Source organism: Variovorax sp. GW821-FHT10B04 (assembly GCF_059415645.1).
Genome location: NZ_JBWKNQ010000004.1, coordinates 450,774 through 476,453 on the forward strand (window position 1 = coordinate 450,774; position 25,680 = coordinate 476,453).

The following is a 25,680-nucleotide window of genomic DNA, read 5'->3' on the forward strand; positions in this document are numbered from 1 at the left end:
ATCAGCTCCTGGCTTGCAGCAACACGGCGGCGAGCGTTCGCTCGACCAACGGCAGCTTGAAGGCGTTCTCGTGCGTGGGTCGGGCGCCTGCAAGAAGCTGCGCCGTGACCGCCTTCGCCCCCGACGGCATGGCCGTCTCCGAAGCCTCCACCCGCCAGGGCTTGTGCGCGACACCGCCGACGGCGACACGGCCGGTGCCGTCGCGCCGCACGACCGCCGCGACGGAGATCAACGCGAACGCATAGGACGCACGGTCACGCACCTTGCGGTAGATGTGCGTGCCGCCCAGTGGACGCGGCAACGTGACGGCGGTGATCAGCTCGTCGCGTTCGAGCACCGTCTCGATGTGCGGCGTGTTCTCCGGCAGGCGATGGAAATCGGCGATGGGGATCACGCGCGCATCACCGTCCGGGCGCACCGTCTCCACGGACGCATCGAGCACGCGCATGGCCACGGCCATGTCGCTCGGGTGCGTCGCGATGCAGGCGCCGCTGTGGCCGATCACCGCGTGCAGCCGGGTCACGCCGCCGATGGCGCTGCATCCGCTCCCCGGAAGTCGCTTGTTGCAGGCCTGCCCGGTGTCGTAGAAGTAGGCGCAGCGGGTTCGCTGGAGCAGGTTGCCCGCCGTCGTGGCCTTGTTGCGCAACTGGCCCGACGCACCCGCCAGCAATGCACGCGCGAGGACACCGTAGTCACGCCGCACACGCAGGTCGGCAGCCAGGTCGGTGTTGCGGACCATGGCACCGATGCGCAAGCCACCTTCGCCCGTCGGCTCGATCGTGTCCAGCGCGAGCGCGTTCACGTCGACCAGATGGGACGGTGCTTCGATCTGCAACTTCATCAGGTCCAGCAGGTTGGTGCCACCGGCAATGAACTTCGCGCCCGGCCGTCGCGCGACGGCGGCAGCGGCCTCCGCGGCCGTGGCGACCCGTTCGTAGGTGAAGGGCTTCATGCCTGGCCTCCGGCGACTTCGGTCATCGCTTCGACGATGTTCGAGTAGGCACCGCAGCGGCAGATGTTGCCGCTCATGCGCTCGCGCATTTCTTCCGGCGAGAACAAGGGGCGCGCGCTCAGGTCCGCGCTCACATGGCTGGGAATGCCTTGCCGGATCTCGTCGATCACGGCGACGGCGGAGCAGATCTGCCCTGGCGTGCAGTAGCCGCACTGGTAGCCATCGTGCTTCACGAAGGCGGCCTGCATGGGATGCATGCGCTGCGGCGTGCCGAGGCCCTCGATCGTCGTCACCTTCGCGCCCTCATGCATGACGGCGAGCGTCAGGCACGCGTTGATGCGGCGGCCGTCGACCAGCACCGTACAGGCGCCGCATTGGCCGTGGTCGCATCCCTTCTTCGTGCCGGTGAGGTGGAGATGCTCACGCAGCGCGTCGAGCAGGCTCGTGCGCGTGTCGAGCTGGAGGGCGTGCATCTGGCCATTGACCGTCAGAGAAACGACCATCTGTGGCACGCCGGATGAAGGCGCCGCAATCTGCGCTGCCACGTCGGCCGGACCTGCGGCCGACGACACGCCTGCGGCCGTCATCACGCCTGCAAGAAGGGTGTCGCGCCGCGTCACCAGGAGAGGCTCGGGATGATTCATGTCGTGTCCTTTTTCAATCGTGGGCCGTGCGGGTCGTCAGAGCCCGCGGGCTGGATTCATTGTTTCGGCAACGTGCCGATCCGGGTTGCCAAAACCGCCGTGCTTGTTGCCTGAACCAACGGAAGTCATCACGGCCGGCGCACGGCCGCTTCGCCGAGGACTAAAGTGCAGCCGGTTGAACCCGATCAGGAATCCCTGTGAAACGCACATCGCCCATTGCGCCGCCGCCAGTTCCGGCAACCGGCGAGCTAGCGCGTGCCATCGCCGCGTTTGCCCAAAACGACGGCGACTACCCGACGGCGATTCCAGCGCTGTCCCTTCACCGCCGAAAGGGACCGACCGCGCCCCTGCACTGCATCTTCAGCCTGGGGCTGGGCGTGGTCGCCCAAGGCACGAAGCAGGTCTTGCTGGGGAGCGAGGTGATCACGTACGGACCCGGCCAGTCGATGCTGACGTCGATCGAGCTGCCCGTCATCTCCCACGTGACGCTTGCCAGCCCTGCGGAGCCGCTGCTGGGCCTCATGCTGACGATGGATGGTCGGGAGATCGTCGAGATGGCCGCCGAGATGCAGCTCCCTCCCCCGGCACGGGACGTACGCTATCGGCCGATCTCGATCGAGACGCTCGACGAATACCTGCTTGCGGATCTGGTGCGGCTCGTCGATCTGCTCGGCCAGCCCACGCTGCTGCCGTTGCTGGCGCCGCTGGTCAAGCGGGAGATCATCATTCGCCTGCTCGCCGGCCCGCATGGCGCGCACCTTCGGCACCTCGTGTCCGACGGCTCTCCAAGCCAGCAGATCGCGAAGTCGGTCGCGTGGCTCAAGCAGAACTTCTCGCAGCCCATGCAGGTGGACGAACTGGCGGCCCGCGTTCACATGAGTCCATCGACCTTCAGGCAGCATTTCAGGTCCATCACGGGCACCAGCCCGCTCCAGTACCAGAAGCAGCTGAGGTTGCAGGAAGCCCGCCAGCTGATGCTGAACCAGAGCGTCGACGCAGCCAGTGCCAGCGGACGAGTCGGCTACGAAAGTGCGTCCCAGTTCAGCCGCGAGTACAGCCGGCTGTTCGGCGCCCCGCCCTTGCAGGACGTTCGGCGGCTGCGGTTGATTGGGTGAACACCTGGGTGAGGCTGACGGTCAAGGCATGCATGCAAGCCCGACATGCGGCTCGATCTGCTGAGCGCCAGCATCACGGATTGAACATCCGGTCATCGAACCGAAACGGCGCACGCTCGACCGTCAGCACGATCGATGCGAACTTCGCATGGTCCGGATTGAGCATCAGGTTCGATTCGTTCGGCTCCACTGCCGAGGGCACCCACAGGCCCAACGAGGCGCCCGAGGCTCGCCAACGGACGCCGGCATCCTGCGTCCAGGGCGTGTCATCGCGCCAATCGGCTGGCAGGTTCTCGAGCGTGCGGATGTCGAGCAGCGCCGCATCGTCCGGCAGATCCAGCCGCAGCAGCGCCTGATTGCGCGGCTGGACGCCGTTGCAATGAACGCGCTTTTCGAGCTGGCACAGCGCACGGCTGGCGCCCGCGTACACGACGGGCAGGCCATCGGGCGGGGTGAGATGCCAGCGTCCGGATTCAAGCGTCGAGCCGAAGGCGAGCGTCGCGAGGGTCAGGCTTTTGGTGCTGCCGATGCGCCAGACCGATGGCATCAGACGACGCCGCCGTATTCGATCGCGTTCAGGATCTGGCGCACCTTCGCGCCGCCGAACTCGTTGGTCGCGTAGGCCAGAGGGGCCTTGCCGTCGAGCAGGTCGTGCGGTGTCGTCATCCACGTGGCACCGTCTTCCCCAAAGACCTCGGCCGCGCGCACGAACAACTCGCTCTGGCGCAGCATGCGCTCGGTGACGGCGGTGTCGAGCGTCGTGTCGGCCTTGGCGCGAGAGAGCGTCGAGGCACTCACCTGCAGCGCGATGAACAGGTCCTTCTTCTTTTCCAGGCCGCTCGCCGCGAACCACTCGTCGAGCGCCGCCGCCGGCAGGCTCCTGGATGCCCAGTGTGCGGCTGCGTCGCGATTCAAGGTGGGCGCTTCATGGTGCATCAGCGTGATGAAGAGTCGCGCCCTGCCGCTGGACGTCGACTTGGCAGCCACCTTGCTGGAAATCGGAAACGCATGCTGGAAGACATGCTCGAACTTCTTCGCCATGGCGACGGCCGCGTGGTGCGGCGATGGCGGCATGGCCTGGGCGCGCTTGGCGCCAGCAGTCGCGATGGAACGAGTACTCATTCCTCAACGGTAGCACGTTTGCAAACGCAACCATGGAGTCTTGCAATTGCACCGACAGATGCCACGACCGACGTTCCTGGCCGGCCGTTCGGCCGGCCAGTCCGTCATTCAGGCCACCAGGCCATCAGGCAATCAACCCCGCCCGCCCGAAGTAGTGGTCGGCAATCGCCGGGTCCTCCGCCAGCTCGGCCGCCGGCCCCTGCTGCACGATGCGGCCCTGCTCCAGCACGGCGGCCTGGTTCGCGGTCTGCAGCGCGAGCCGCGCGTTCTGCTCGACCAGCAGGATGGTCAGGCCTTCGCGGTTGAGCTGCACCAGCGCGCGGAACACGTCCTTGATGATCACCGGCGCGAGGCCCAGGCTGGGCTCGTCCAGCATCAGGATCTTCGGCCGGCCCATCAGCGCGCGGCCGATGGCCAGCATCTGCTGCTGGCCGCCCGAGAGCGAACCCGACAGCTGGTTGCGGCGTTCGGCAAGCACCGGGAACAGCGCATGCACGCGGTCCAGGTCGGCCGCATCGCTGCCGCGGATGCCGGCGGCCTGCCGGCCGAGCTGCAGGTTCTCGGCGACCGACAGCGTGGCGATCACGCGCCGGCCTTCGGGCACCTGGATCACGCCGGCGCGCGAGCGCTGGTGCGCGGCCCGCCGTCCGAGCGGCTCGCCTTCGAACAGCACCTCGCCGCTCGACGGCACGATGCCCGACAGCGCATTGACGAGGCTGGACTTGCCGGCGCCGTTCGGCCCGATCAGCGTGAAGATGTCGCCGTGCTTCACATGCAGGCTGACACCGCGCAGCGCATGGATGCCGCGGTAATGGACGCCGAGGTTGCGGATCTCCAGCATGGTTCAGGCTCCCAGGTAGGCTTCGACCACGCGCGGATCGCGCCCGACCGCGTCGGGCTCGCCCTCGGCAATCAGCCGGCCCGAGGCCAGCACGTAGAGATGCGCGCACAGCGACATCACGAAGCGCATGTTGTGTTCGATCAGCAGGATGGCGACGCCCTCGGCCGCGACCGACCGGAAGATGCCGGCCAGGCTCTCCGCTTCGGCATCGTTCATGCCGGCCACGGGCTCGTCGAGCAGCAGCACGCTCGGCTTCGCGGCCAGCGCCCGCATCATTTCGATGCGGCGCTGATGGCCATACGACAGGCTGCCGGCACGGTGCCGCGCCAGCGCCGTCATGCCGAAACGCTCCAGCAGCTGCATCGCGTCGTCGCGCAGCCGGGCGGTCTCGGCGCGGGCCGACGGCAGCCCCAGCAGATTGGCCAGCAGGCCGGTCTTCTCATGCCGATGGAAGCCGGCGAGCACGTTGTCGAGCACGCTCGCGTCGGCCACCAGCCGGATGTTCTGGAAGGTGCGCGCGACGCCGGCACGCGCCAGCTCGGGCGCCTCGGCGCGCGACACGTCGTGGCCCTGCAGCAGCACCCGGCCGCCGCTCAAATGGAGGATGCCGGTGATCAGGTTCACCACCGTGGTCTTGCCCGCACCGTTCGGGCCGATCAGCCCGGTGATGCGGCCGGCCGGCACGTTCAGGCTCAAGCCGTCGACGGCCGGCACGCCGCCGAAGTGGCGCGCCACGTTTTCGAGAACGAGGGCTTGCGTCATGGCTGCCACCCTGCCTTCTCCACCGCCGGCCGATGGGGCGGTGGCGATGAGGGCGGCGGTGGCGCCGCGGCCCGCGGCGGCGCTGCGGAATTTGAGGTCGCGGCACGGCGCAACCGCCGGTCGCGCACCGCGGCGATCAGCGTGTCGGCAACACCGCGCGGCAGGTAGACGATGACCAGCATCAGCAGCGCGCCCTGCACCACGTTGCGGTAGTCGGCGAACACGCGGAACAGCTCGGGCAGCGTGCTGAGGATGGCCGCACCGACCAGCGCGCCCCACACCGAAGTGCGCCCGCCGAGCACCACCATGGCCAGCACGTTCACCAGCATCTGGAAGCCGTACTCGCCGGGCGTGATGGTGTAGCTGTTGCATGCGTGCAGCGCACCCGCCAGCCCGGCCAGCGCGCCGGACAGCACGAAGGCCAGCCGGTGGTAGCGCGGCACCTGGATGCCGAGCGACACCGCCACCGTCTCGTCCTCGCGGATCACGTCGAGCGCGCGGCCGATGCCGAAGCGGCCCATCGCCACCAGCAGCAGCACGACCAGCACCACGGCCGCGACCAGCGTGCCGGTGCCCACCACCTTGGGGATGCCGTTGATGCCGAGTGCGCCGTTGGTCAGCTCGACCCAGTTCTGCGTGGCCGACAGAACGATCTGCACGAAGGCCAGCGTCGCGACCGCCTGGAACACGCCGCGCAGCCGCGCCAGCGGCATCGCGAGCAGCGCGCTGGCGGCCGTGCCGAGCGCCATGCCGGCGGCCACCGCCAGCGCGGGCGACCAGCCGGCACGCGTGACCAGCAGCGCCGCCGCATAGGCGCCGAGCGCCGCGAAGCCCGCGGTGCCGAGCGAGAACACGCCCGCGCGCAACACCACGTACTGGCTGGTCGCGAGCAGCGCGTTGACCAGCACCAGGTCGAACAGCGACGCGTAGGTGAAGAGGAAATCCATCATGCGCGCCTCACTCGCATGGTGGCGCCGGCCTGGCCGAACAGGCCGGTCGGCTTGACCAGGATCACGACGAACAGCGCGAGGAAGACGATCGCCTCCGCCACGCCGGCCGACACGTAGGCCACGCTCATCGTCTGCACCAGCCCGATCGCCAGGCCCGCGATCAGCGCGCCCGGAATGCTGCCGAGCCCGCCGAGGATCACGATCACGAAGGCGCGCAGCAGCAGCGGCTCGCCCATCGTGAAGTGCACGGAATTGAAGACCAGCCCGATCAGTACGCCAGCCATGCCCGCGAGCGCGCCGGAGATGAAGAACACCTGCATGTTGACCCAGCCCGGGTTGATGCCCAGCAGCCGCGCCGTCTGCTCCGAGAACGCCACCGCGCGGATGCGCCGGCCGAATTCGGTGCGGTAAAGGTAGAACACCAGCCCCGCCACCATCAGCAGCACCAGACCCATGATGACCAGCTGCAGCAGCTGGACGCGCAGCCCGAAAACGCGGTAGACCACCACCGGGAAGGCGTCGAAGGGGAAACGCATGACCGCGGTGTTCGACACCTTCTGCGCCAGCGCCAGCAGCACCAGGTCGGCGCCGATCGACGAGACGATCGCCGAGAACTCCGGCGCGCCGCGGCGCCGCAGCGGCCGGAAGGCCACGATGTCGAGCAGCACCGACAGCAGGCCGCCGGCCACCATGCCGATGACGAGCGCCAGGCCGATGGGCATGTCCAGCGCCACGACCGCGTAGAGCCCCGCGAAGGCACCCCACATGAACACCGAACCGTGTGCCATGTTCATGATGTGGTTGACCCCGAAGAGCAGCGTGAAGCCGAGCGCGAACAGCCCGTACACGCTGCCCACCACGAGGCCATTGAGGATCTGCTGAAGCAGCATGTCTCGACTTCCTTTCTTGTTGTGGAACGCCCCTGGAAAGGCGCGGCGCAGGGGCGTGTTCCCTGTCGTGGCGGGAGGATAGGTGCGCCCTCCGCGCAGGTATGTCCCCCACCGGCGGGACGGGCGCCAGCGCCCGCGCCGAGGGTTGGCGCCTTCCTTCGCAGGTCCCTTCGCAGGGTGACAGACCGCGGCGCGCGACGGTCGTAGCCTGCGAAGCCCCGCACCGGCCCCTGCCGGCGCACCCAACGCCGCACCCACGCTCACACCGATCACTCCGAGAAGACCGCATGAACTTCCGACGCCTTCCCACCGACGACGAACTGGCGATCCGCGACCTGTTCGCCCGCTATGGCCATCTGGCCGACGTCGGCAACCCCGATTTCGTGTCGCTGTTCACCGAGGACGCGACCTGGACGCGCGCCAATTCGCCGCCGCAATCGATGGGCGGCTCGGGCCTGCCGCCCGAGACGATCCAGGGCCACGACAAGCTGCTCTGGATGATGAGCGAGACGATGCAGAAGCGCTTCCGCCAGCTGATGCGCCACCAGATGACCGACTTCTACGTCGAGCCCGGCGACGGACCCGACGACGCCATCGGCCATTCGCGCGCGCTCATCACCGACTGGCGCGACGGCCCCGGAAAGATCGCGATGTTCGGCACCTACACCACGCGCTTCGCGCGCACCGCCGACGGCTGGCGCATCCGCGCCGTGTCGGTCGAGGTGCTGCCGCGCGGCGACTGAGCCACCACCCGCCAAGCCCACGAAGGAAATGCCATGAGCACCCTGAGCCCCACCCCCGCCGACACCCGTCCGCTCGACACGCTGCCCGAGCCACCGGTGCTCGACGAAGACCCGTTCTCCGACGAGAACCTGGCCGACCCCTACCCGCTGTTCGAGCGCATGCGCGAAGCGCCGGTGGTGTTCATCCGGCCGCACGGCTATTACGCGGTCGGCCGCTATGTCGAGAGCGGCATCGTCGCGTCCGACTACGCACGCTTCACGGTCGAGGGCGGCGTCGGCCTGAGCGACATCCGCAAGCCCGGCGCCTGGCGCACGCGCAGCCCGATCAGCGAGGTCGACCCGCCCGAGCACACCGGCGTGCGCGCCGCGCTGCAGAAGGTGCTGTCGCCACTGGTCGTGAAGCAGTGGCGCGAGAAGTTCCAGGAGCGCGCGGAGGAAGTGGCCGAGCGCGCCGTCGCGAAGGGCGAGGTCGACGGTGTGTCCGACGTGGTCGAGGCCTTCGTGCTCAGCGTGTTCCCCGAGGTCTTCGGCGTCGACATTCCGCCCGAGCGCATGACCATCACAGGTGAACTGAACTTCAACCAGCTCGGGCCGAACAACGCGCGGCTGGAGCGCGCCGCGGCACGCGCCGAGCCGGTGATGGCCTGGTATGCCGACATCCTGTTGCGCAAGCACATGAAGCCGGGTGGCTTCGGCGAGGCGATCTACCTGGCCGAGGACCGCGGCGAGTTCGCGGCCGGCACCGCGCCGCTGCACGTGCGCAGCTTCTTCCGCGCCGGCGTCGACACCACCATCGGCGGCATCGGCGCCACGCTGAACCTGCTGGCGCGCCATCCCGAGCAGTTCGCGCGGGTCAAGGCCGATCCGGCGCTGATCAAGGGTGCGTTCGAAGAGGCGCTGCGGCTGGAGTCGCCGGCGCAGGTGATGTTCCGCACCACCACGGCCGATGTCGAACTCGGCGGCTACCGCCTGAAGGCCGGCACCAAGGTCGGCTACCACATGGGCGCGGCCAACCGCGACCCGCGGCAATGGACAGACCCCGACACCTTCGACGTGACACGCAAGACCGTCGGCGTGCACCGCGCCTTCGGCCACGGCTCGCACGTGTGCATCGGCCAGATGATCTCGCGGCTCGAAGCCGAATGCATCCTGGGCGCGCTGATCCGCCGCGTGTCGGCGATCGAGCCGGCCGGCCCTGCGCGGCCGCGCCTGGTCAACGCGCTGCGCACGCTCGACACGCTGCCGCTGCGGCTCGTGCGCGCCTGAAGACACCTTTCTCGCCAGTCCACACAGAACGATTCCAGGAGACACCCCATGACGACGCATCGCAGAACGGCCATCGCAGCCACCACAGCCACCCTTTTCCTGCTGGCCAGCGGCCTGGCCGCCGCGCAAGGCACGGCCGGCGCCAACGAGATCCGGGTCGGCGTCTTCAATTCGCTGACCGGCGTCTATGCCTTCGGCGGCGTGCCGATCCAGAACGCGATGAAGATGGCACTCGAAGAGGCCAACCAGAAGGGCCTGCCGGGCGGCGCGAAGATCCGCGTCATCGAAGGCGACACCGGCAGCGAGAAGGCGCAGGTGATCAACCTCGTGAACCAGTTCGCCAAGCGCGACCAGGTGGCGCTGATCATCGGCCCGACCACCAGCCTCGAGGCCCTGGCCGGCGCACCGGTCGCCAACGACCTGCAGGTGCCGATCATCGCCATCGGCAGTTCGAACGACATCCTCGCGACCGGCCCGTGGGCCTTCAAGGTGCAGGCCTTCGCGCCGGACATCATGGGCTTCCTGGGCAAGCAGGCGGTCGAGAAGGTCGGCGTGAAGCGCCTGACCGTGGTGTACGACCAGGGCAGCGAGGGCTACATCTCGCAGGCCGCGGCGCTGCGCGACTACATGAAGAACGCGGGCGTGAAGATCGTCTCGGAAGAGAAGATCCTGGCGAGCGACAGCAACTTCCTCGCGCTCGCCACCAAGATCTCCGACCAGGAGACCGATGCGGTCTTCATCGCCGCGCCGGCCGAACTGTCGGCCAACTTCTTCATCCAGCTGCGCCAGGCCGGGCTCGACCCGAAGGTGAAGTTCATCGGCCCGTCGACGCTCGCATCGCAGGGCTTCGTCAAGACCGGCGGCAAGGCGGTGGAAGGCACGCTGATGGTGTCGGACTATTCGCCGAGCGCGGTGTCGCCGATGAACCAGGCCTTCATCGAAGGCTACAAGGCGCGCTACAAGGTCGCGCCCGACAACTGGGCCGCCATGGGCTACACCATCGGCCAGCTCGCGGCCCAGGCGATCCAGAACGCCGGCCCGAACCCGGACCGCAAGCGCATCCGCGACGAGATCGGCAAGCTCAACAAGGTGCCGGTGGTGATCGGCAGCGGCACCTGGAGCGTCAACAGCGCACGCCAGCCGAGCTACGGCGGCGTGCTGCTGACCGTGAAGGACGGCGGCTTCGTCGCCGTGCAGTGACCGCCTCGCGCATCCACGACAAAGAGAAGGAGACATCCATGACGACATCCAAGCGCCGGACCGTGATCGCGGCCGCCGCACTGCTCGCCGCCAGCGGCTTCGCCCTGGCGCAAGGCACGCCGAAGGAACTGCCCGTGGGCGTGTTCAACGGTCTCACCGGCAGCTATGCCTATGGCGGCGTGCCGATCCAGAACGGCATCAAGCTCGCGCTGGAAGAGGCCAACCAGAAGGGCCTGCCGGGCGGCGCGAAGTTCAGGATCATCGAAGGCGATTCGGCCGGCGACAAGGCGCAGGCGATCAGCCTGGTCAACCAGTTCGCCAAGCGCGACCAGGTGCTGATGATCCTCGGGCCAACCACCAGTTTCGAGGCCCTCGGCGCAGCGCCGGTGGCCAACGAGCTGCAGGTGCCGCTGTTCGCCAACGGCAGTGCCAACGACATCCTCGCGACCGGCCCGTGGGCCTTCAAGGTGCAGGCCTATGCCACGGACATCATGGGCTTCCTGAGCAAGTTCACGATGGAGAAGCTCGGCGCCAAGCGCATCACGCTGATCACCGACCAGAGCAACGACGGCTACGTGGCGCAGAAGGCCGCGTTCCTGAAGGAGGTGAAGGCCGCGGGCGCGCAGATCGTGAGCGACGAGTCGATCCTCGGCAGCGACAGCAACTTTCTCGCGCTCGCGACCAAGGTGTCGAACCAGGACACCGACGTGGTGTTCGTCGCCGCGCCAGCCGAGCTGTCGGCCAACCTGCTGATCCAGATGCGGCAGGCCGGCGTCGATTCGAAGGTGAAGTTCGTCGGCCCGTCGACGCTCGCATCGCTCAACTTCATCAAGATCGGCGGCAAGGCGGTCGAAGGCACCTACGTGGTATCGGACTACGCGCCCAACAATCCGTCGCCGCTCAACGCGGCCTTCGTCAGCGCCTACACCGCGCGCTACAAGAACCCGCCCGATGTCTGGGCCGCGATGGGCTACACCATCGGCCAGCTCGCCGCCCAGGCGGTGCAGAACGCCGGCCCGAACCCGGACCGAACGAAGCTGCGCGACGAGATCGGCAAGCTCAACAAGGTACCGGTGGTGATCGGCAGCGGCACGTGGAGCGTCAACAGCGCGCGCCAGCCGAGCTACGGCGGCGTGCTGCTGCAGGTGAAGGGCGGGACGTTCGCGACGGTGCAGTGACGAGCGTGGCGTCGATGACGGCGTCGAGGGCCTCCATGCAGGGGTCCGAGCCGCCGTCGCCGCGATGGCGATCGCTCAGCCAGTCAACGCCGTGGCGCGGATGACGCCTCCCAGGACTCCGGCGTGGTGGCGACCAGCGATCGCAGGTCGCTCCAGGTCCTGGCGCCCGGCACCTCTTTGCCGCCGACGATGGCGACCTTGGCGAAGGCCACCATGCGTTCGCGCAGGTACCGCCTGTCGCTCTCGGGCCAGGTCTCGATGGAATGCGGTCCGCGGGCCGTCACGATCTCGCGCGCACCGGGAATGCGGTCGTAGGCCGCGATCGTGCCCTCCAGCGTCTCGGCCCGGTCCCACAGCCCCTTGCCGAAGAAGGCGGCAGGCCAGAGATGCATGCCGGCCAGCGGCGCGGAGTTGGGATAGAACAGGATGTGATGGTCGGCCGCCATGCCGCCCAGGAACAGGTTGCGGTCGGCCAGATCGGGCGATGAGGGCACATAGCCCGCTCCGCTCGCAAAGGACGACAGCAGGATGGCGCCCTTGATGTTGGCCAACCCCTTGGCCGGTTGGCACACCGGCTGCGGCATGTCGTAGCTGCAGGACTCCGAGAAATTCTTGCTCATGGCCCACGCGGTGGACATGGAGCCCCGCGAGTAGCCAGCCAGCAGCATCGGGATCTGCGTGGACTTCTGACCGGCCAGCAGCCGGCCCGCGGCGGCGCGGCCTTCGAGCAGTTGGCCACCGGGCATCAGCACCCGCAACCCATCGCCGGTGTCGAGCTGCGACAGCACGCGAAACACGTCCTCTCCCTGCTCGAGCGTGTTGGTGTCGCTGAAGCCGCCGGAGATGCCCTCGCCGCGCCGGTCGTAGGCCAGCACGTCGAACCCGGCGGCGTTGAGTGCCTGCAAGTTCTCCCGGTACCAACGCTGGCCCATGGTCTCGGTGGTGGCGTTGGGGAACTTGACGTCGACCGTCTTGCCGGTGGCCGGATCGATGGTGTAGGGCTTCTCGTCGGGATGCTGGATGGCCGTGAGCTGTCCGCCGCCGCCGGGTGCGAATATCACCAATGCCCGCATGCGACCGCCACGGCCGTCTTCCACCCCCGCGCCTTCGATATACCAGCCGCGCAACTTGATGGCGTCGGTCATCTTCAGGTCGATGCGCTCGAAGGCATCGCGGGGAACGGTGAATTCGACCACCGCCGTGCGGGCATCGGCCGTCGCAATGCGCTCGTCGTAAGGTGCCTTGGCGAAGAAGCCGGGGCGGCGAATCTGCGCCAGGTCCACACGGCCCTCGGAGTCGATCTTGCCCACCGGATCCACCATGCCCGTGGTGCGTGTGGAGCGAGCCTTGTTGGGCGGCAGCCAGCGCTGCATCTGCGCATCCACGCGGGCGAAGCAGGCGGCGTCTGCCTTGCAGGCGCTCCAGCGTTGCTTCAACCTGGCATCGCTGAATTCGTCGACATGGAAATCGCCCTGGTAGCCGGCAGGCGGCACGTTGGCGCTGATGCCCAACGGCACGCAGACGGTGCCTCCGCTCGCCTGTGGCAGCAGGTAGCCGGCCATCTCCTGGTTGCGGTCGGTGCCCACCCAGGCGCGGCAGTCGGTTGCCGGCGGCGCGGCGCGTGCCATGCGAGGGCCGCCACCGGACGTGGTGCAGCCCGCGGCGATCAGCACCAGGGCCAGCATGGCAGCGTGCCGCCTTTTCAAACGATCGTTCATGTCGGCCCTGTCATCCATGTTGTCGAACGCAGACAATTTTTTCAGAGGAAGCTGTCGATGCGCTTTCCATGTTCATGGGACTAACCCGGTGGTCGGGATGGCGGGCGTGGACACCGCGACCTTCTCGGCGGCGCGTTGCTCTCGGGCGACCCAGGTCCCTCGAGCACGACCAGCGACGGTCGTGGCCGGGAGCGATCGCGGTGGCTGCCATCGACCGCTTGCTTGTTGAAACGATTGGAGATGTTCAACTAAGATTGAACAAAACAAGGATTTTGAGAAATAATAGTTGCATGTCTGCCCGCTCCGATGCATTGGAAAGCCTGCCCTCCGTGGCGGCCGGCGCGCTCGCGCGCCTGGGCGAGGACCTGGCCGTGGCGCGCAAGCGGCGCAAGCAGTCGCTGCGCAGTTGGGCCACGCGCTTGAACGTCTCGGTGCCCACGCTCATGAAGCTCGAGAAGGGCGACCCCTCGGTGGCGATCGGCGTCTATGCAACGGCGCTGTGGATGATCCAGCGCCACGAGGCGCTTGCGACGTTGGCCGATCCGCAGCAGGACGTGGCGGCGCTGGAAAGCGAGGTGCGTGCGGCATCGCTTCGTGGAGCACGCACCGATGACTGAGCGCAGCGTCTATGCCCCGCAGGACACCCTGTCGCTCTGGATGCTGACCGACCCTGCGCATCCGCTGTGCGTAGGGCAGATTTCTCTCGCGCTCGGTGCACAGGGCGTGGCGCTCCGCTATGCGGACGAATGGCTTCGTCACGGCTTCGCGTTGAGCGAAGACCTGCCGCTGGTCGACGCGCTGTTCGTGCCATCGCGCAAGCAGGAGGTCGTTGGCGCCGTGGAAGATGCCCGGCCCGACCGGTGGGGCGAACGCGTCATCCGCAAGTTCGAGCGCTCGCCGCGCATGTCGCTGCTCGAGTTCCTGCTGTTCGCCGGTGCCGACCGCTACGGCGCGCTCGGCGTGAGTCAACGTGTCGATGCGTACGAACCCTGGCCGTCCTCGCCGATGCCCACGCTCGGTGACCTGCCCGCCATGGACGAGGTGATCCGCAAGGTCATCGCCAACGAGCCCGTTCCGGACCTCGAAAGGCGGCTGCTGCGGCCGGGCGTTTCGCTCGGCGGCGCGCGGCCGAAGTCCGTGATCGAGATCGACGGCCAGCCCTGGCTGGTCAAGTTCGGCGAGGGCGAGGACGAAGACACGCCACTCATCGAGCACGCGACGATGACGCTCGCGGCGCGCTGCGGCATCGACGTGGCGCCGACGCAGGCGCTGCCCGTGCGCAACCGCCACGCGGTCGCCGTGCGCCGCTTCGACCGCGTCCACGGCAGGCGCATCCACGCGATCTCCGCACACGTCGCGTTGCGTGCCGTGGGCGAAGACTTCGGCTACCCGCAACTGGCGCAGCAGCTGCGCCGGCTTTGCCGGGCCGACGACATCGCGCGCCTGCAGGCCCAGCTGTTCCGGCGCATGGTGTTCAACATCCTGATCGACAACACCGACGACCACGAAAAGAACCACGCGCTGCTGCGCCAGGCCGACGGCAGCTGGACGCTGTCGCCGGCCTTCGACATGGTGCCCAGCCTGAGCGGACTCGGCTATCAAGCGATTGCAGTGGGCCGCGACGGATCGGCATCGACGCTGGACAACGCACTGTCCGCGGCTGCGGCGTTCGGGTTGAAGGCGCCGGCCGCCAGGCTGATCGTGCGGGAGGTCGTGGCTGCGGTCGATGGCTGGCAGGCGCACTTCCGCGCGTGCGCGGTCGGTGATGCCGACCTGGCGGTGCTGGCGCAGTACCTGGACAATGATCGGCTGGGCGCGCAGCGCGAGGGCTGGCGCTGACGAGAACAGCGTATGCGCTCCCCGCATGGTCCCGTGCGGCACCGCCCCACGCCGCCGGACCCCCTCACCTGCTCCCGCTCAAGGCAGCAAGACCCCCGTCAGTTCGGCGAGTCGCCCCAGCAGTTGCTCATGAAACGCCGGATCCGTGACTTCACCGGCCGGCTTCTGCCTCTTCTTGTGATACCAGTACCCGCCACGGACCTGCGCAGCCGCGTCCTCGCCGGAGGCCAGCCATGCCTGCGTCTGGTGCCCCTTCTGCAGATCGTCGGTGGCAGCGGCGCCGCCCATGCGCGTCGGCACCCAGCCGGGGTCGACCGCATTGCTGAAGACGTCGGGCCACCTGCGTTCGAGCGCTGCGGCCAGCGCGGCGACGTGGAGCTTGGTCTCGCAGTAGGCCCGGGTGGCCTGCCAGCGGCGCCGGGTCCAGTCGATGTCGCCCAAGGAGCCTTCGCCATCGCGATGCATTCCGCTGCTGAGGTACACGAGGCGGTCCGGCCGCTCCATCAGTGCGGTCAGCAGATAGGGCGCCAGGGTGTTGACCGCCAGCACGGTCGCGTGGCCTTCCGGCGTGCTGCCGCGAGCGGGCTCCATGTAGATGCCCGCGTTGTGGATGACGGCGTCCATCCGGCCGATGGCGTTGACCTGGTCGGCCACCGCGCGGGTCTCTCTGGCGCTGGCCAGGTCACCGACCACGACGGCCGCGGCGCCCGCGAGCGTCTCACGCAGTTGGCGGCCTCGCTCCTGCGAACGCGCGTGGACGACGACCTCATGGCCGCCTGAAATGAGTTCTGCCGCGGCAGCGCGGCCCAGGCCGTCTGCCGATCCGGTGATGAATATGCGGCTCATGAGATGCATGCCCTCCCTGGCTGGTGTCGGCTCGCGTGATCTCAGCGGTTGACGGTCTTCATCATCTGGGCGTTGTAGCGCTCGCCCGTGACGGGGACCTTGGCCATCACGTCGGCCAGTTCGTTCAGATCTGCTGCGCTCAGCCCGACGCTGGCGCCACCGATATTCTCTTTCAGGCGATGCAGCTTGGTGGTCCCCGGAATCGGGGCGATCCAGGGCTTCTGTGCCAGCAGCCAGGCCAGGGCGACCTGCGCAGGGGTGGCATTCTTTCGCCGGGCCACTTCACCGATCAGCGTGGCCAGGTTGTGATTCGCTTCGCGGGCATCGTCGGCAAAGCGCGGCAGGACCTTGCGCACGTCGCCTTCGCCGAAGGTCGTGCTGGCGTCGATCTTTCCGGTGAGGAAGCCCTTGCCCAGCGGGCTGAAAGGCACGAAGCCGATGCCGAGCTCTTCCAGCACCGGCAGGATCGCCGCTTCCGGATCGCGGGTGAACATCGAGTACTCGCTCTGCAGCGCCGTCACCGGCTGCACGGCATGGGCCGCGCGGATCGCCTTCACGCCGGCCTCGCTCATGCCGAAGTGCCTGACCTTGCCTTCCCGGATGAGGTCGCGCACGGTGCCGGCCACGTCTTCCATCGGCACGTTCGGGTCGACGCGGTGCTGGTAGAACAGGTCGATGCAATCGGTTTTCAGTCGCTCGAGCGACTGCTCCGCCACCAGGCGAATGCGCGCGGGCGTGCTGTCGAGGCCGGCCGCGGCGATGCCGTCCTTGAAGCCGAACTTCGTGGCCAGGACGACCTTGTCGCGGAAAGGTGCGACGGCCTCGCCGAGCATTTCTTCGTTGGTGGCACCGTAGGCTTCGGCACTGTCGAAGAAGGTGACGCCGCGCTCGTAGGCGGCGCGGATCAGCGCGATACCGGCCGACTTCTCGGTCGCCGGGCCGTAGCCGAAGGTCAGGCCCATGCAGCCGAGGCCGATGGCGGAGACTTCAAGACCGTTCTGGCCGAGGGCGCGCTTTTGCATCTGGAGTTCTTTCGATGTTGGGAGATGTCCCCCTTGCGTGTTGCCGGACGGGGATGGTCCGGAGGGCTCGCTGCACTTTAGGAGGATGAATGGCATGTGAGAACCCGGCATACTTATCTAAACGATATGAGTCTGGTTCATGGCAAATCGAATAGACCTCAACAGTCTCTCGTCCTTCATCGTGGTGGCGCGCGAACGCAGCTTCACACGTGCGGCCGCACAACTGGGTGTGACCCAGTCCGCCCTGAGCCACAGCATGCGGGCGCTGGAAGAGCGCATGGGTGTACGGCTCCTGGCGCGGACGACCCGCGGCGCATCGCCGACGGAGGCCGGTGAACGGCTGCTGGCCCGCCTGGCGCCGCACTACGAAGGCATCGAGGCCGAGCTGTCGGCCATCAGCGCGCTGCGGGAAAAGCCCTCGGGCACGATCCGCATCACCACGCACGACCACGCGGCCTCGACCATCCTCTGGCCCAAGCTGTCGAAACTGCTGCCGGACTACCCGGACCTCCAGCTGGAAATCAACATCGGCTACGGCCTGATCGACATCGTGGCCGAGCGCTTCGATGCCGGTGTGCGCATCGGCGACCAGATTGCCAAGGACATGATCGCGGTGCGCATCTCACCGGACTTCCGCATGGCCGTGGCCGCATCGCCTGCCTATTTCGAGAACAGTGCAAAGCCGACGACGCCGCAGGACCTGACGTCGCACAACTGCGGCAACCTGCGCCTGCCCACCCACGGCGGGCTGTATGCCTGGGAGTTCGCCCGCGGCGGGCGGGAACTCAATGTCCAGGTGCCGGGGCAGATCATCTTCAACACCTCGGCCCAACTGCTGACCGCGGCGCTGGAAGGCCATGCCCTGACGTATGCGCCGGAGGACGTCATCCAGCCCCACGTCGACGCCGGGCGACTCGTGCGTGTGCTGGAAGCGTGGAGTCCGACCTTTCCGGGCTACCACCTGTACTACCCGAGCCGTCGCCAATCGCTGCCCGCGTTCGCGCTGGTGGTCGAGGCGCTCAAGTTGCGGGATTGAGATAGGGGTCTGCGGCAGTCGCGAACTGGTACAGCGGTGTCCTTTTGCGAGGGCGCCGATCGGTTTGTCTGTCATCAGGCGGTGACGAGCGGGCCGTCCTGGTACTGCGCATCGGTCACCGGTTCCATCCATTCGACGTTCTTGCCGTCGACCATTTCCGTGATGGCCAGGTGGGACATCGCGGTCGTGATGGAGGCACCGTGCCAATGGCGCTTCTGGCAAGGACACCAGACGACATCGCCCGCACGGATCTCGGTGCGGGGTCCGCCTTCACACTGGGTCCAGCCCACGCCGTTGAGCACCACCAGGGTCTGGCCCGCGGGATGCCGGTGCCAGTTCGTGCGGGCACCTGGCTCGAAGGTCACGATGGCTCCGCCGGAGCGTCCTTCGCCTTCCGCCTGGAATGGACTGTCGATGCGGACCGTGCCGGTGAAACAGGCGGCAGCCCCCTTGGCCGATGGCTTCGAGCCGTTTCGAATGATGTTCATGGGTCAGCTTCCTTCGATGGATCCAGGTTGAGCCCGCCTGTGGCGAAGCCGGGTATGGCACCGCTCGCGGCGGTGCTTGCGTCTCGGAAAAATGTAGGTGCTGCACGGCGCCGACGGAAGACCGTACGCATTGCTAACCGATATGAAACCGGCTCATGCCCGGCCGCTTCGTGCATGCGGCCTTCCGGCAGCCGCCGATGCGCGGCGACAATGCACCCCTATGACCCAAGGCAAGCGCATCTCGGCAGACATCAGCGGCGAAGCACTGCAAGCCATACGGGCGTTGGGCGCGGCGGCCAAGCTGGCCCGATCGTCCGCTGGCGAGGGACAGGCGGCTGCGGCCGCACGCCTCGGCGTGCACGTCCAGACCATCGGCCGCATCGAGGCGGGTGAGCCCGGCGTGGCCATCGGGCACGTGCTGGGCCTGCTTGCGCTCTATGGCGTCGGCGTCGGGCTGCAACAGCCGGAAGGCCGCTGAGCCATGGTGCAGTCGTCAACGAAACGCACCGCCGCGGTTCTCCACACGCTTCCCAACGGCGTGAGGCTGCTCGCCATTCCCATGCCCCATGTGCAGAGCGCCAGCGTGGGCGTGTTCCTGCGGGTCGGCTCGCGCGACGAAACGCCGGCCACCAACGGCATCAGCCACGTCCTCGAGCACATGGCGTTCAAGGGGACCACCACCCGCTCCGTTCAGGCCATCAATCTCGATGCGGAGCGGCTGGGCGCGGATGTCAACGCATTCACCGGCAAGGACACGACCGGCTACTTCATGACCGGCCTGGGCCGACATGCGGAACAGCTGACGCGCATGACGGCCGACATCGTTCTGAACAGCACCTTTCCCGACGTCGAACTGCAGCGCGAGCTGGAGGTGATTCGCCAGGAGGCCATCGAGTACGAGGAGGACCCGGAGGATTGCTCCAGCGAGTTGCTCGACCGCGCCATCTGGGGCGACGACCCGATGGGCATGCCGGTGATCGGCACCGTCGCCAACATCGAAGGCTTCACCCGGCACGACCTGGTTCGCCACGTGCAGTCCCACTACGTCGCGGGGAAGACCGTGGTCGCTGCGGCCGGCAACTTCGACATCGAAGCCTGGGTGGCGCTGGCCGGGAAGCTCTTCGCCGCCATGCCTGCGTCGTCCGACCTGCCCGCGTTGCGCGCACCGGCACCCGCGAAGTACGTCGGCCACACCTTGGCGCGGCGCTTCACGCAGGTGTCGCAGGTCTTCCTGAACATCGCGTTCCCGCTCGCGCCCGCGCGGCTGGACGAGATCTCGCAGCAACGTTGGCGCCTTGCGGCGACGCTGGCGGCCAACCTGTTCGGAGGCGGCATGTCGGCGCCCCTGGTCGACACGGTCCGGGAGCAGCTCGGCCTGGCCTACACGGCTCATTCCACGATGGACGGCGGAGACGTCTGGGCCAGCTTCGTCGTGCACGCGGTCACCACGCCGGACAAGCTGGATGCGCTGGTGACGGCCACGGGCGACCTGCTGCGCGCGCAGGCCGCCAGCATCGATCCCGTGCACCTGGAGCGCGCGAAGAACCAGCTGACCGTGTCCCGTGTACGCGCCGCCGAGCGGACCTACGCGACCATGGAGCAAGCCGTCGAAGAGGTCTTCGCCAGTGGCACCGTGACACCGATGGCCGAAGCGATCGCCATGATCGAGGACATCAGCGCGGAAGAAGTGCGGATGGTCTTCGAGCGCATGCTGGGCCACCCGCCGGCGCTGGCGATCACCGGCAAGGGCGTCAGCGCGCAGGCTGCGCGTCGCCTGGAGGCGCAGGGCCGGAGTCCGTCGTCATCGAAGTCGACAGCCAGCCCCGGCTGGTCGGGCTCGGCGAGCGCCGGGACGGCTTCGAACCGCCAAGCGCTGTAAGGCGGCCGTGGCCAATATGGACGAGACGACGGCTCGATGATTGCAATGACTTCGCCAAACTTCCAATTCAGGCCGAGCGTGAGAAGGCGCTGCGGCCGTGCGTACAACCATCGGGGCAACAATTGAGCTTCATTCACTGGTTTTCTATTGCGGGTGTCGTCCTCGCGGTCGCCCTGTTCGCCGCGGGATTTTCTGGAATGGCGGGGCTCGCGCTGGGGGCATCGACTGCCATTGAGATTCTGGGGTCGGCGTGGAGTGGTCGAGAAAAGTGAGGCAGGCAGTGAATCGTGGAATGCGGCCATGAGCAAGCCTACGGTCATGGCTCCAGTCTCTCGATAGCGATTCATCACGGTGGGACGACATGCTTGAGCTGGCAACAGAGGGCTATACCTCTCTGGCCATTTACGGCCAAGCACATTGGTGCAGAGGTCGCGGTCGGCAACGCCATTCTGTTGGAGGTCATCGCGACCACTGTCTTCAAGACGACAGACGATTTTACCAAGCTGGCGCCAACGATCGGATGCGTAGTCTGGTACGCGGCTTCGTTCTATCTTCTCTCTTATGTGTTGAAGGACCTGCCTACGGGAATTGCCTACGCAATCTGCTTCGGGAGTGGGGATCGTCCTGGTTCCAATAGTGAGCTGGCTCTGGCTCAAGCAATCGCTCGATCGTCCCGCCATTGCAGGCATCGGTCTGATCATCTGCGGAATCATAGTCATCAAGCTCTTCTCGAAATCTGCCAGTCACTAGCAAGGGCAAAGATGGAAATATCACGATCGATTTGGGTGTCGGCTGTAGCGACATGTTGCGTACAACGGGCTCTATCTCATCGCTGACTGAGCTTCGGTCATGTCCGCATGAGCCTGAGCCAACGCCTTGGCAGCTGCCTCGACGCGCGGCAAGAGCATGTTGTGCTGGCGCTGAGCGTCCGCGACAAGTCCACGCAAAACCTCTGGCGCATTGCGCAAAAGCATCTCCATGGGTGCCCGCGCTGCCCGCTCCTTTTGCTGAATTCGAGCAACTTCGCTTGCAGGTGGGCGCATATGGGCACGTAACACAAACGACCGCTCGTGGGAGGCACGCCAGTCCAACAGAGCCTGGGTCAGCGAGCCTCCAAATCCCTTGACTTGGCGCACGTCATCTTCAATGACATCCGCCGCCGTTTCGATACCAAAGGACTTCAGTGAAGCCTTTCTGGCCGGCCCCAACCCCTTGATCTGCACATCGTCGACATAGAACTGCTCAAGGTGCTTCTTGAGGTGATAAGCCCGTGCCAACCCTTCAAGTTTTCGCAACTCATCTGCCATAAGGCTCGGCATTCGTTGCAGTTGATTTGTGGCCTGTTGCAGATGCTCCTTGCGCTTCTGGAAATCTACTGCGGCAAGCTTGATGCTCGCATGCAGCGCGGCAACTGCAGCGTTGTACTCCGCTTCTGCTGCATTCAGCACGTCACTGCGCCTTTTGGCCTCGAGCCGGCCGTCGTATCCCTTAGCGACAGGCCTGAAAAGCGCCCCGATACCCAGTGCTGCGAATAGCAACCAGGGCTTGGCGGCTACGAAAGTCACGACCAACAAGGCTGCGATGACGCAACCCAGCACCCACATGTAGTTTCCCTCTCCGTGCTTCCGTGCAGGCTTTCCAGGAGGAGAGTGCATGGCATGGCTTGGAACGGAGCCAAACGACGTAGGCAAACGTATGGCGTGGATCAAACTCCAGGCTTTGTCCAAGTCAAGAGTACTCAAATCATCCGGCGCAATGACCACATCCGGATCTGGAAATGGATCGCTTGCCATAGCACACCAGGGACACGCAACCAAGTGCCCCGAATAGACGTGCGTCTTGGCCTTGCCACAAGTCCGCAGGTTATTGCGGATTCCGTCCAAAGCATCGACCCACTGCCGAGCGGTTGGCCGGTGACCGCTGGCACCTTGTTCCGTGAACGCTGCATGCATCAGCGGTTCGATGGCAGGCGGCAAGAGCGTGATTGGATAACTGCGCGGCGGTACACCGATTCCGCGTCGCTGCGCATCACGCGCGTACGCAAATCGCATCGCCTGGATGTCACTCTCCAGAGCATCGCCGGCGCCTTTAACCAGCGGCACACCAGCATAGGGATGCCTTCCGCCAAAAAGCAGATGGAAGATCAGCAGCGCCAATCCAAAGTTGTCGTGGTTCTGAGTTCGGTTGATCGACTTGAAGTTCGTTGTTCCCTGGAGTTCCGGTGGAGTGAAATATGCAACGCCGACCTCGCACAGATGCAGTGCCCCATTGACGTCGACTTGGAATGAATCTGTGTCGATCAGCACAACTGTGCTGTCTCGCGCAACCATGAAGCTGCTCTGATTCACATCACCGAGTACATGCCCATGGCGGTGCACGACATCGACGCAGGTCGCGACATTCCGTGCAACATAAAGCAGGAAGTTCCATCCAACTCTCGGGTAGTCCTGCTTTCGATGTGCCGGACCGTAGACCATGTGCAATTCCGCCCGACTGGACATCTTCGGCATGAGGAAGCCGATCACCGGCCCCCCTGCACGCTCATGCAAAGTTGTCTGCGGCCATGCAGTGAACTGCTCTAACTCCTTGTCACCTTGCCGAGCCATGAAGACCAGCTTGCCCTGCTTCCTGGCGTCCAGCGGCTTGTGATAAAGCTTTGCAGCTTGCTTCGGCAGATCCGGCAAGTCGTACACCGAACCTTCGCCACCCTTGCCGAGCTCACGCCCCAACCGCACCTGCTGGCCGGCGCCATTGACTAGGACACGGCTCATGCCACCGAATCGCCCTCGACCGAGTCGCGGCCAACGGCCGGCAGTACCAAGTCCACCTCAGCCTGACCCGAGACATCGGACGGCGTTTCGCTCGCACTGGATACTGGATCGACAGTCGGAACGGCCAACGTCGATCGTGCTGATCCCAATTCAGGCCGCACGCCCTGCCAGTAGGCAAGAGCGAGAGTCTTGTCGTCATCAGTGCGGGCATTCACATGGTCGCTCGCAAGAAACTGCTGAAGCAGCCCGGTGAGTTGCTCTTCATGGTCCAGCGTAGCCTTGGCCATGCCGCCAAAAAAAGGGGCGAAGAACCGCTCTTGAGGGGTATTGGCTGCCATGTTGAGCGCAAGCCGCTGAATACCGTCTGTGAACGCTGCGACCTGCAGCGCGCGGTCTGGATAAGACCTGCTCTGCATTCGGGAGATGGCATCTTCGTCAGTTACGAAGTAGGTCTGGTTGGCGTACTCCCCCTGAGCAGGGATCAAAGCCAGTTCAAGTCCGTTACCTGTGTCGAGCACGATGCCACCATCACCCACCTGAAAAGTGATGGTTCCCGTCTTGGTCGAGACGACCCCGAGAAAGGTACAAGCGTAATCGCGCACCGGACGCCCGTCTTTCTCCGCTTCGGCGTGGACAGCGCGGCGGACTTCGCGGATCAGGTCGCAAGCAAAAGCGTCGCCCAGTCCGAACTCCTTGCGGGCAAGCTTCTCGGTAACGAAACGAATTCCTTCGCCGATCGCGATATCGGCGCCCTCGCCACCCATGGGAGCACTGCCGGCGCCATCGGCCACGAACATCCACAGCAACGAGTCGGGGTCGCGGGCCTGCAGCGCTTCCACACCGCCTGCACATGAGTCTTGGCAACGTGCACCTGTGGCAATGTGAGAAGTTCCAACCTCCGAGGCAGAAATGACCAGCCAGCTCACACCACACCCCAGCCCACAGGCGGGGTCAATGGCACCTCCGTGCCAGGCGTAGAGCGAGAGACCGAACTCATCGAAGCAGACAGCCAACTGAACAGCTCACGAAACATCAAGCCTTGAAGACGTAGAGGCTGTCGCGCCGAGATCTGGCTCAACGTATGCATATTGGCTCCGTCGACGCCAACAGAGAAGAAGGCGAACTTCTTTGACGCCTCTCCCTCGCGGACCGCAGCTGCTGCAGACTGCCATTCGTCCGTCGGCGATCCATCGGTAATAAGGAACACCCATGGCCGGTAGTAGGCGATGCCATTGGCACGGTATTCGCGCTTGCGGTCCTCCAGCAAGCTCAGTGCAGCATTGATCGCGCTGCCCATTGGCGTGTCGCCCTGCGATGTCAACGACGGTGGGTAGAACGCCGACGCATTGACAAAGGGAACCTCAGTCTTTACCGGACCAAAAGTCACTATGGCTACGTCCACCCGCTTCATCGCGAGGGAATCGCCTTGTAGTTCCTCTCGAAACACCTGAAGTCCTGCATTGAGCTCATTGAGAGGTCGGCCGTTCATGGATCCGGAAACATCCAGCAGCAAGATGCAAGGGCAACGAGGTTCGGGGTTATCGGCGAAGTCATCGCCCTTTGGAGTGAAGTCGGTGAAGGTAATTTGATCGGTCATGGTTATCTCGAGTCTCGCTGCTTATATTGATTGAGGCCTGAGTTGCATCCGCAGTTGCGAGAAGCCGGCCCAGTAGTAGAAGGTGAACCAAAGCCAGACCACGGCGAACACACCAAGGCCGACTACCGACGCCAGGAAATATGCGCTCGGCCAGCCGAAATTCGGTCCAAGCATGTATGTCGCTGCGTAAGCAAACCAGGCAATGAATCCGGCAATTGCAAAGCGCGCCGATTCGCGCAGCTTGGTAAAGCTGATAGCCGCAGTTAGACGGTTAAGAGGAAGTCCGCGTAACTCCCGGCATTGAAATTCCAATTCGGCAAGTTGCACACTGACTTCATAGGCAATCTTGCCGGCATTGGAACGGCGATCAAACTCTCCGGACTTGGTCAGCAAAAGACCACTTGAAAGATGCCCGCGGTGTTGTGCATCAAGAGCACCGCGACGCATGCTGCTGTGACTCAACTGCAAGGCCTCATCGGAAGTCAGCGAGTAGTCATCCAGATGCTTCGTCAGTCGCGGTCCCGCTCTGCAACCCAAGTACAGCATCACAAACGGCGCAACCGCCAGTGCACCGCCCACAAACAATCCGATGGCTACCAATAGCCTGTCGTTCTTTTTTCGCCGCGCCACGTCCCCTCCGGTTGAGTCAATCCCATGTACATTTTTTTCGATTGTCTCAAAATGTATCTCATTCAAGCGACTCGTGTTTCGGTTTCTATGCTCAACTTGACGCGCAATCGACCTATACGCAATCGAATTTGATACTTTCGAACTACCTCAGTGAGCAGCATTTAGGCTGAGGCGTGCATCCAGGCGGCAAG

General features: G+C 65.7%; 27 protein-coding genes and 1 pseudogene. 12 read left to right on the forward strand and 16 right to left on the reverse strand.

Annotated features, from left to right (window positions below):
- Position 1: 1 nt before the first annotated feature.
- Together AC07PZ_RS13190 and paoA are read right to left on the reverse strand one after the other, a co-directional pair.
- Positions 2-952, reverse strand: coding sequence for an FAD binding domain-containing protein (locus AC07PZ_RS13190; RefSeq protein WP_495295543.1), 951 nt, complete (start codon positions 950-952; stop codon positions 2-4).
- Entirely contained in the window at positions 949-1,596 is a 648-nt protein-coding gene (gene paoA / locus AC07PZ_RS13195; protein ID WP_495295544.1) for an aldehyde dehydrogenase iron-sulfur subunit PaoA, read from the reverse strand. Before paoA ends, AC07PZ_RS13190 begins: the two co-directional genes overlap by 4 nt.
- Positions 1,597-1,793: 197 nt before the next feature.
- On the opposite strand from paoA, the gene AC07PZ_RS13200 reads away from it, so the two are divergent.
- Positions 1,794-2,711, forward strand: a complete 918-nt coding sequence (locus AC07PZ_RS13200; RefSeq protein ID WP_495295545.1) for an AraC family transcriptional regulator — start codon at positions 1,794-1,796, stop codon at positions 2,709-2,711.
- A 73-nt stretch (positions 2,712-2,784) separates the two neighbouring features.
- Here AC07PZ_RS13200 and AC07PZ_RS13205 read toward each other — a convergent pair whose 3' ends face one another.
- The 6 genes from AC07PZ_RS13205 to AC07PZ_RS13230 all read right to left on the reverse strand — a co-directional run bounded on the left by AC07PZ_RS13205 (position 2,785) and on the right by AC07PZ_RS13230 (position 7,276).
- Positions 2,785-3,258, reverse strand: a complete 474-nt coding sequence (locus tag AC07PZ_RS13205) for an RES family NAD+ phosphorylase (RefSeq protein WP_495295546.1) — start codon at positions 3,256-3,258, stop codon at positions 2,785-2,787.
- Complete coding sequence (locus AC07PZ_RS13210) at positions 3,258-3,833, reverse strand: antitoxin Xre/MbcA/ParS toxin-binding domain-containing protein (RefSeq protein WP_495295547.1); 576 nt, start codon at positions 3,831-3,833, stop codon at positions 3,258-3,260. The genes AC07PZ_RS13205 and AC07PZ_RS13210 overlap by 1 nt, the downstream gene beginning before the upstream one ends.
- Positions 3,834-3,957: 124 nt before the next feature.
- A complete protein-coding gene (locus AC07PZ_RS13215; protein WP_495295548.1) occupies positions 3,958-4,674 on the reverse strand; it encodes an ABC transporter ATP-binding protein in 717 nt (238 codons plus the stop codon).
- Positions 4,675-4,677: 3 nt separating this feature from the next.
- A complete protein-coding gene (locus tag AC07PZ_RS13220; protein ID WP_495295549.1) occupies positions 4,678-5,436 on the reverse strand; it encodes an ABC transporter ATP-binding protein in 759 nt (252 codons plus the stop codon).
- Positions 5,433-6,386 carry a branched-chain amino acid ABC transporter permease gene (locus AC07PZ_RS13225; RefSeq protein WP_495295550.1) on the reverse strand — a complete coding sequence of 318 codons (954 nt, stop codon included), beginning with the start codon at positions 6,384-6,386 and terminating at the stop codon, positions 5,433-5,435. Before AC07PZ_RS13225 ends, AC07PZ_RS13220 begins: the two co-directional genes overlap by 4 nt.
- The gene (locus AC07PZ_RS13230) at positions 6,383-7,276 is read right to left on the reverse strand and encodes a branched-chain amino acid ABC transporter permease (RefSeq protein ID WP_495295551.1); all 894 of its coding nucleotides are present in this window, start codon (positions 7,274-7,276) and stop codon (positions 6,383-6,385) included. The genes AC07PZ_RS13225 and AC07PZ_RS13230 overlap by 4 nt, the downstream gene beginning before the upstream one ends.
- 287 nt (positions 7,277-7,563) lie before the next feature.
- On the opposite strand from AC07PZ_RS13230, the gene AC07PZ_RS13235 reads away from it, so the two are divergent.
- The 4 genes from AC07PZ_RS13235 to AC07PZ_RS13250 are packed head-to-tail and all read left to right on the forward strand — an operon-like array spanning position 7,564 to position 11,663.
- A complete protein-coding gene (locus tag AC07PZ_RS13235) occupies positions 7,564-8,019 on the forward strand; it encodes a nuclear transport factor 2 family protein (RefSeq protein ID WP_495295552.1) in 456 nt (151 codons plus the stop codon).
- Positions 8,020-8,052: 33 nt separating this feature from the next.
- The gene (locus tag AC07PZ_RS13240) at positions 8,053-9,285 is read left to right on the forward strand and encodes a cytochrome P450 (protein ID WP_495295553.1); all 1,233 of its coding nucleotides are present in this window, start codon (positions 8,053-8,055) and stop codon (positions 9,283-9,285) included.
- Between the two features lie 48 nt (positions 9,286-9,333).
- Positions 9,334-10,485, forward strand: a complete 1,152-nt coding sequence (locus AC07PZ_RS13245) for an ABC transporter substrate-binding protein (protein ID WP_495295554.1) — start codon at positions 9,334-9,336, stop codon at positions 10,483-10,485.
- A gap of 38 nt (positions 10,486-10,523) precedes the next feature.
- The gene (locus AC07PZ_RS13250; RefSeq protein WP_495295555.1) at positions 10,524-11,663 is read left to right on the forward strand and encodes an ABC transporter substrate-binding protein; all 1,140 of its coding nucleotides are present in this window, start codon (positions 10,524-10,526) and stop codon (positions 11,661-11,663) included.
- Positions 11,664-11,746: 83 nt separating this feature from the next.
- Here AC07PZ_RS13250 and AC07PZ_RS13255 read toward each other — a convergent pair whose 3' ends face one another.
- Positions 11,747-13,381, reverse strand: a complete 1,635-nt coding sequence (locus AC07PZ_RS13255; RefSeq protein WP_495295556.1) for a hypothetical protein — start codon at positions 13,379-13,381, stop codon at positions 11,747-11,749.
- A gap of 290 nt (positions 13,382-13,671) precedes the next feature.
- On the opposite strand from AC07PZ_RS13255, the gene AC07PZ_RS13260 reads away from it, so the two are divergent.
- Together AC07PZ_RS13260 and AC07PZ_RS13265 are read left to right on the forward strand one after the other, a co-directional pair.
- Entirely contained in the window at positions 13,672-13,998 is a 327-nt protein-coding gene (locus tag AC07PZ_RS13260; protein ID WP_495295557.1) for a RodZ family helix-turn-helix domain-containing protein, read from the forward strand.
- Entirely contained in the window at positions 13,991-15,220 is a 1,230-nt protein-coding gene (locus tag AC07PZ_RS13265) for a type II toxin-antitoxin system HipA family toxin (protein ID WP_495295558.1), read from the forward strand. The genes AC07PZ_RS13260 and AC07PZ_RS13265 overlap by 8 nt, the downstream gene beginning before the upstream one ends.
- Positions 15,221-15,298: 78 nt before the next feature.
- Here the strand turns inward: AC07PZ_RS13265 and AC07PZ_RS13270 are convergent, their stop codons facing one another.
- The gene (locus tag AC07PZ_RS13270) at positions 15,299-16,066 is read right to left on the reverse strand and encodes an SDR family NAD(P)-dependent oxidoreductase (RefSeq protein ID WP_495295559.1); all 768 of its coding nucleotides are present in this window, start codon (positions 16,064-16,066) and stop codon (positions 15,299-15,301) included.
- Positions 16,067-16,107: 41 nt separating this feature from the next.
- Entirely contained in the window at positions 16,108-17,088 is a 981-nt protein-coding gene (locus AC07PZ_RS13275) for an aldo/keto reductase (protein WP_495295698.1), read from the reverse strand.
- 139 nt (positions 17,089-17,227) lie between these two features.
- Here AC07PZ_RS13275 and AC07PZ_RS13280 point away from each other — a divergent pair, with 139 nt between their 5' ends.
- Positions 17,228-18,124 (forward strand): LysR family transcriptional regulator, encoded by an 897-nt coding sequence (locus AC07PZ_RS13280; RefSeq protein WP_495295560.1) that lies wholly within the window; start codon positions 17,228-17,230, stop codon positions 18,122-18,124.
- Positions 18,125-18,198: 74 nt separating this feature from the next.
- Here the strand turns inward: AC07PZ_RS13280 and AC07PZ_RS13285 are convergent, their stop codons facing one another.
- Entirely contained in the window at positions 18,199-18,612 is a 414-nt protein-coding gene (locus tag AC07PZ_RS13285) for a (R)-mandelonitrile lyase (protein WP_495295561.1), read from the reverse strand.
- Positions 18,613-18,832: 220 nt separating this feature from the next.
- On the opposite strand from AC07PZ_RS13285, the gene AC07PZ_RS13290 reads away from it, so the two are divergent.
- The 4 genes and pseudogenes from AC07PZ_RS13290 to AC07PZ_RS13305 all read left to right on the forward strand — a co-directional run bounded on the left by AC07PZ_RS13290 (position 18,833) and on the right by AC07PZ_RS13305 (position 21,241).
- Positions 18,833-19,090, forward strand: coding sequence for a helix-turn-helix domain-containing protein (locus AC07PZ_RS13290; RefSeq protein WP_495295562.1), 258 nt, complete (start codon positions 18,833-18,835; stop codon positions 19,088-19,090).
- Between the two features lie 81 nt (positions 19,091-19,171).
- On the forward strand, positions 19,172-20,491 hold the full coding sequence (locus AC07PZ_RS13295) for a M16 family metallopeptidase (protein WP_495295563.1): 1,320 nt from the start codon (positions 19,172-19,174) through the stop codon (positions 20,489-20,491).
- A gap of 122 nt (positions 20,492-20,613) precedes the next feature.
- A complete protein-coding gene (locus AC07PZ_RS13300; RefSeq protein ID WP_495295564.1) occupies positions 20,614-20,763 on the forward strand; it encodes a hypothetical protein in 150 nt (49 codons plus the stop codon).
- 144 nt (positions 20,764-20,907) lie between these two features.
- Positions 20,908-21,241: pseudogene (locus AC07PZ_RS13305) on the forward strand (SMR family transporter).
- 71 nt (positions 21,242-21,312) lie between these two features.
- Here the strand turns inward: AC07PZ_RS13305 and AC07PZ_RS13310 are convergent.
- From AC07PZ_RS13310 to AC07PZ_RS13325, 4 genes are read right to left on the reverse strand one after another with little or no spacing between them, the layout of a single operon-like run.
- On the reverse strand, positions 21,313-23,262 hold the full coding sequence (locus tag AC07PZ_RS13310) for a helix-hairpin-helix domain-containing protein (RefSeq protein WP_495295565.1): 1,950 nt from the start codon (positions 23,260-23,262) through the stop codon (positions 21,313-21,315).
- Positions 23,259-24,188 (reverse strand): PP2C family serine/threonine-protein phosphatase, encoded by a 930-nt coding sequence (locus AC07PZ_RS13315; protein ID WP_495295566.1) that lies wholly within the window; start codon positions 24,186-24,188, stop codon positions 23,259-23,261. Before AC07PZ_RS13315 ends, AC07PZ_RS13310 begins: the two co-directional genes overlap by 4 nt.
- Positions 24,185-24,859 carry a vWA domain-containing protein gene (locus tag AC07PZ_RS13320; RefSeq protein WP_495295567.1) on the reverse strand — a complete coding sequence of 225 codons (675 nt, stop codon included), beginning with the start codon at positions 24,857-24,859 and terminating at the stop codon, positions 24,185-24,187. Before AC07PZ_RS13320 ends, AC07PZ_RS13315 begins: the two co-directional genes overlap by 4 nt.
- 21 nt (positions 24,860-24,880) lie before the next feature.
- Positions 24,881-25,555: a hypothetical protein gene (locus AC07PZ_RS13325; protein ID WP_495295568.1), complete on the reverse strand. Its 675-nt coding sequence runs from the start codon at positions 25,553-25,555 to the stop codon at positions 24,881-24,883.
- Positions 25,556-25,680 lie beyond the last annotated feature (125 nt).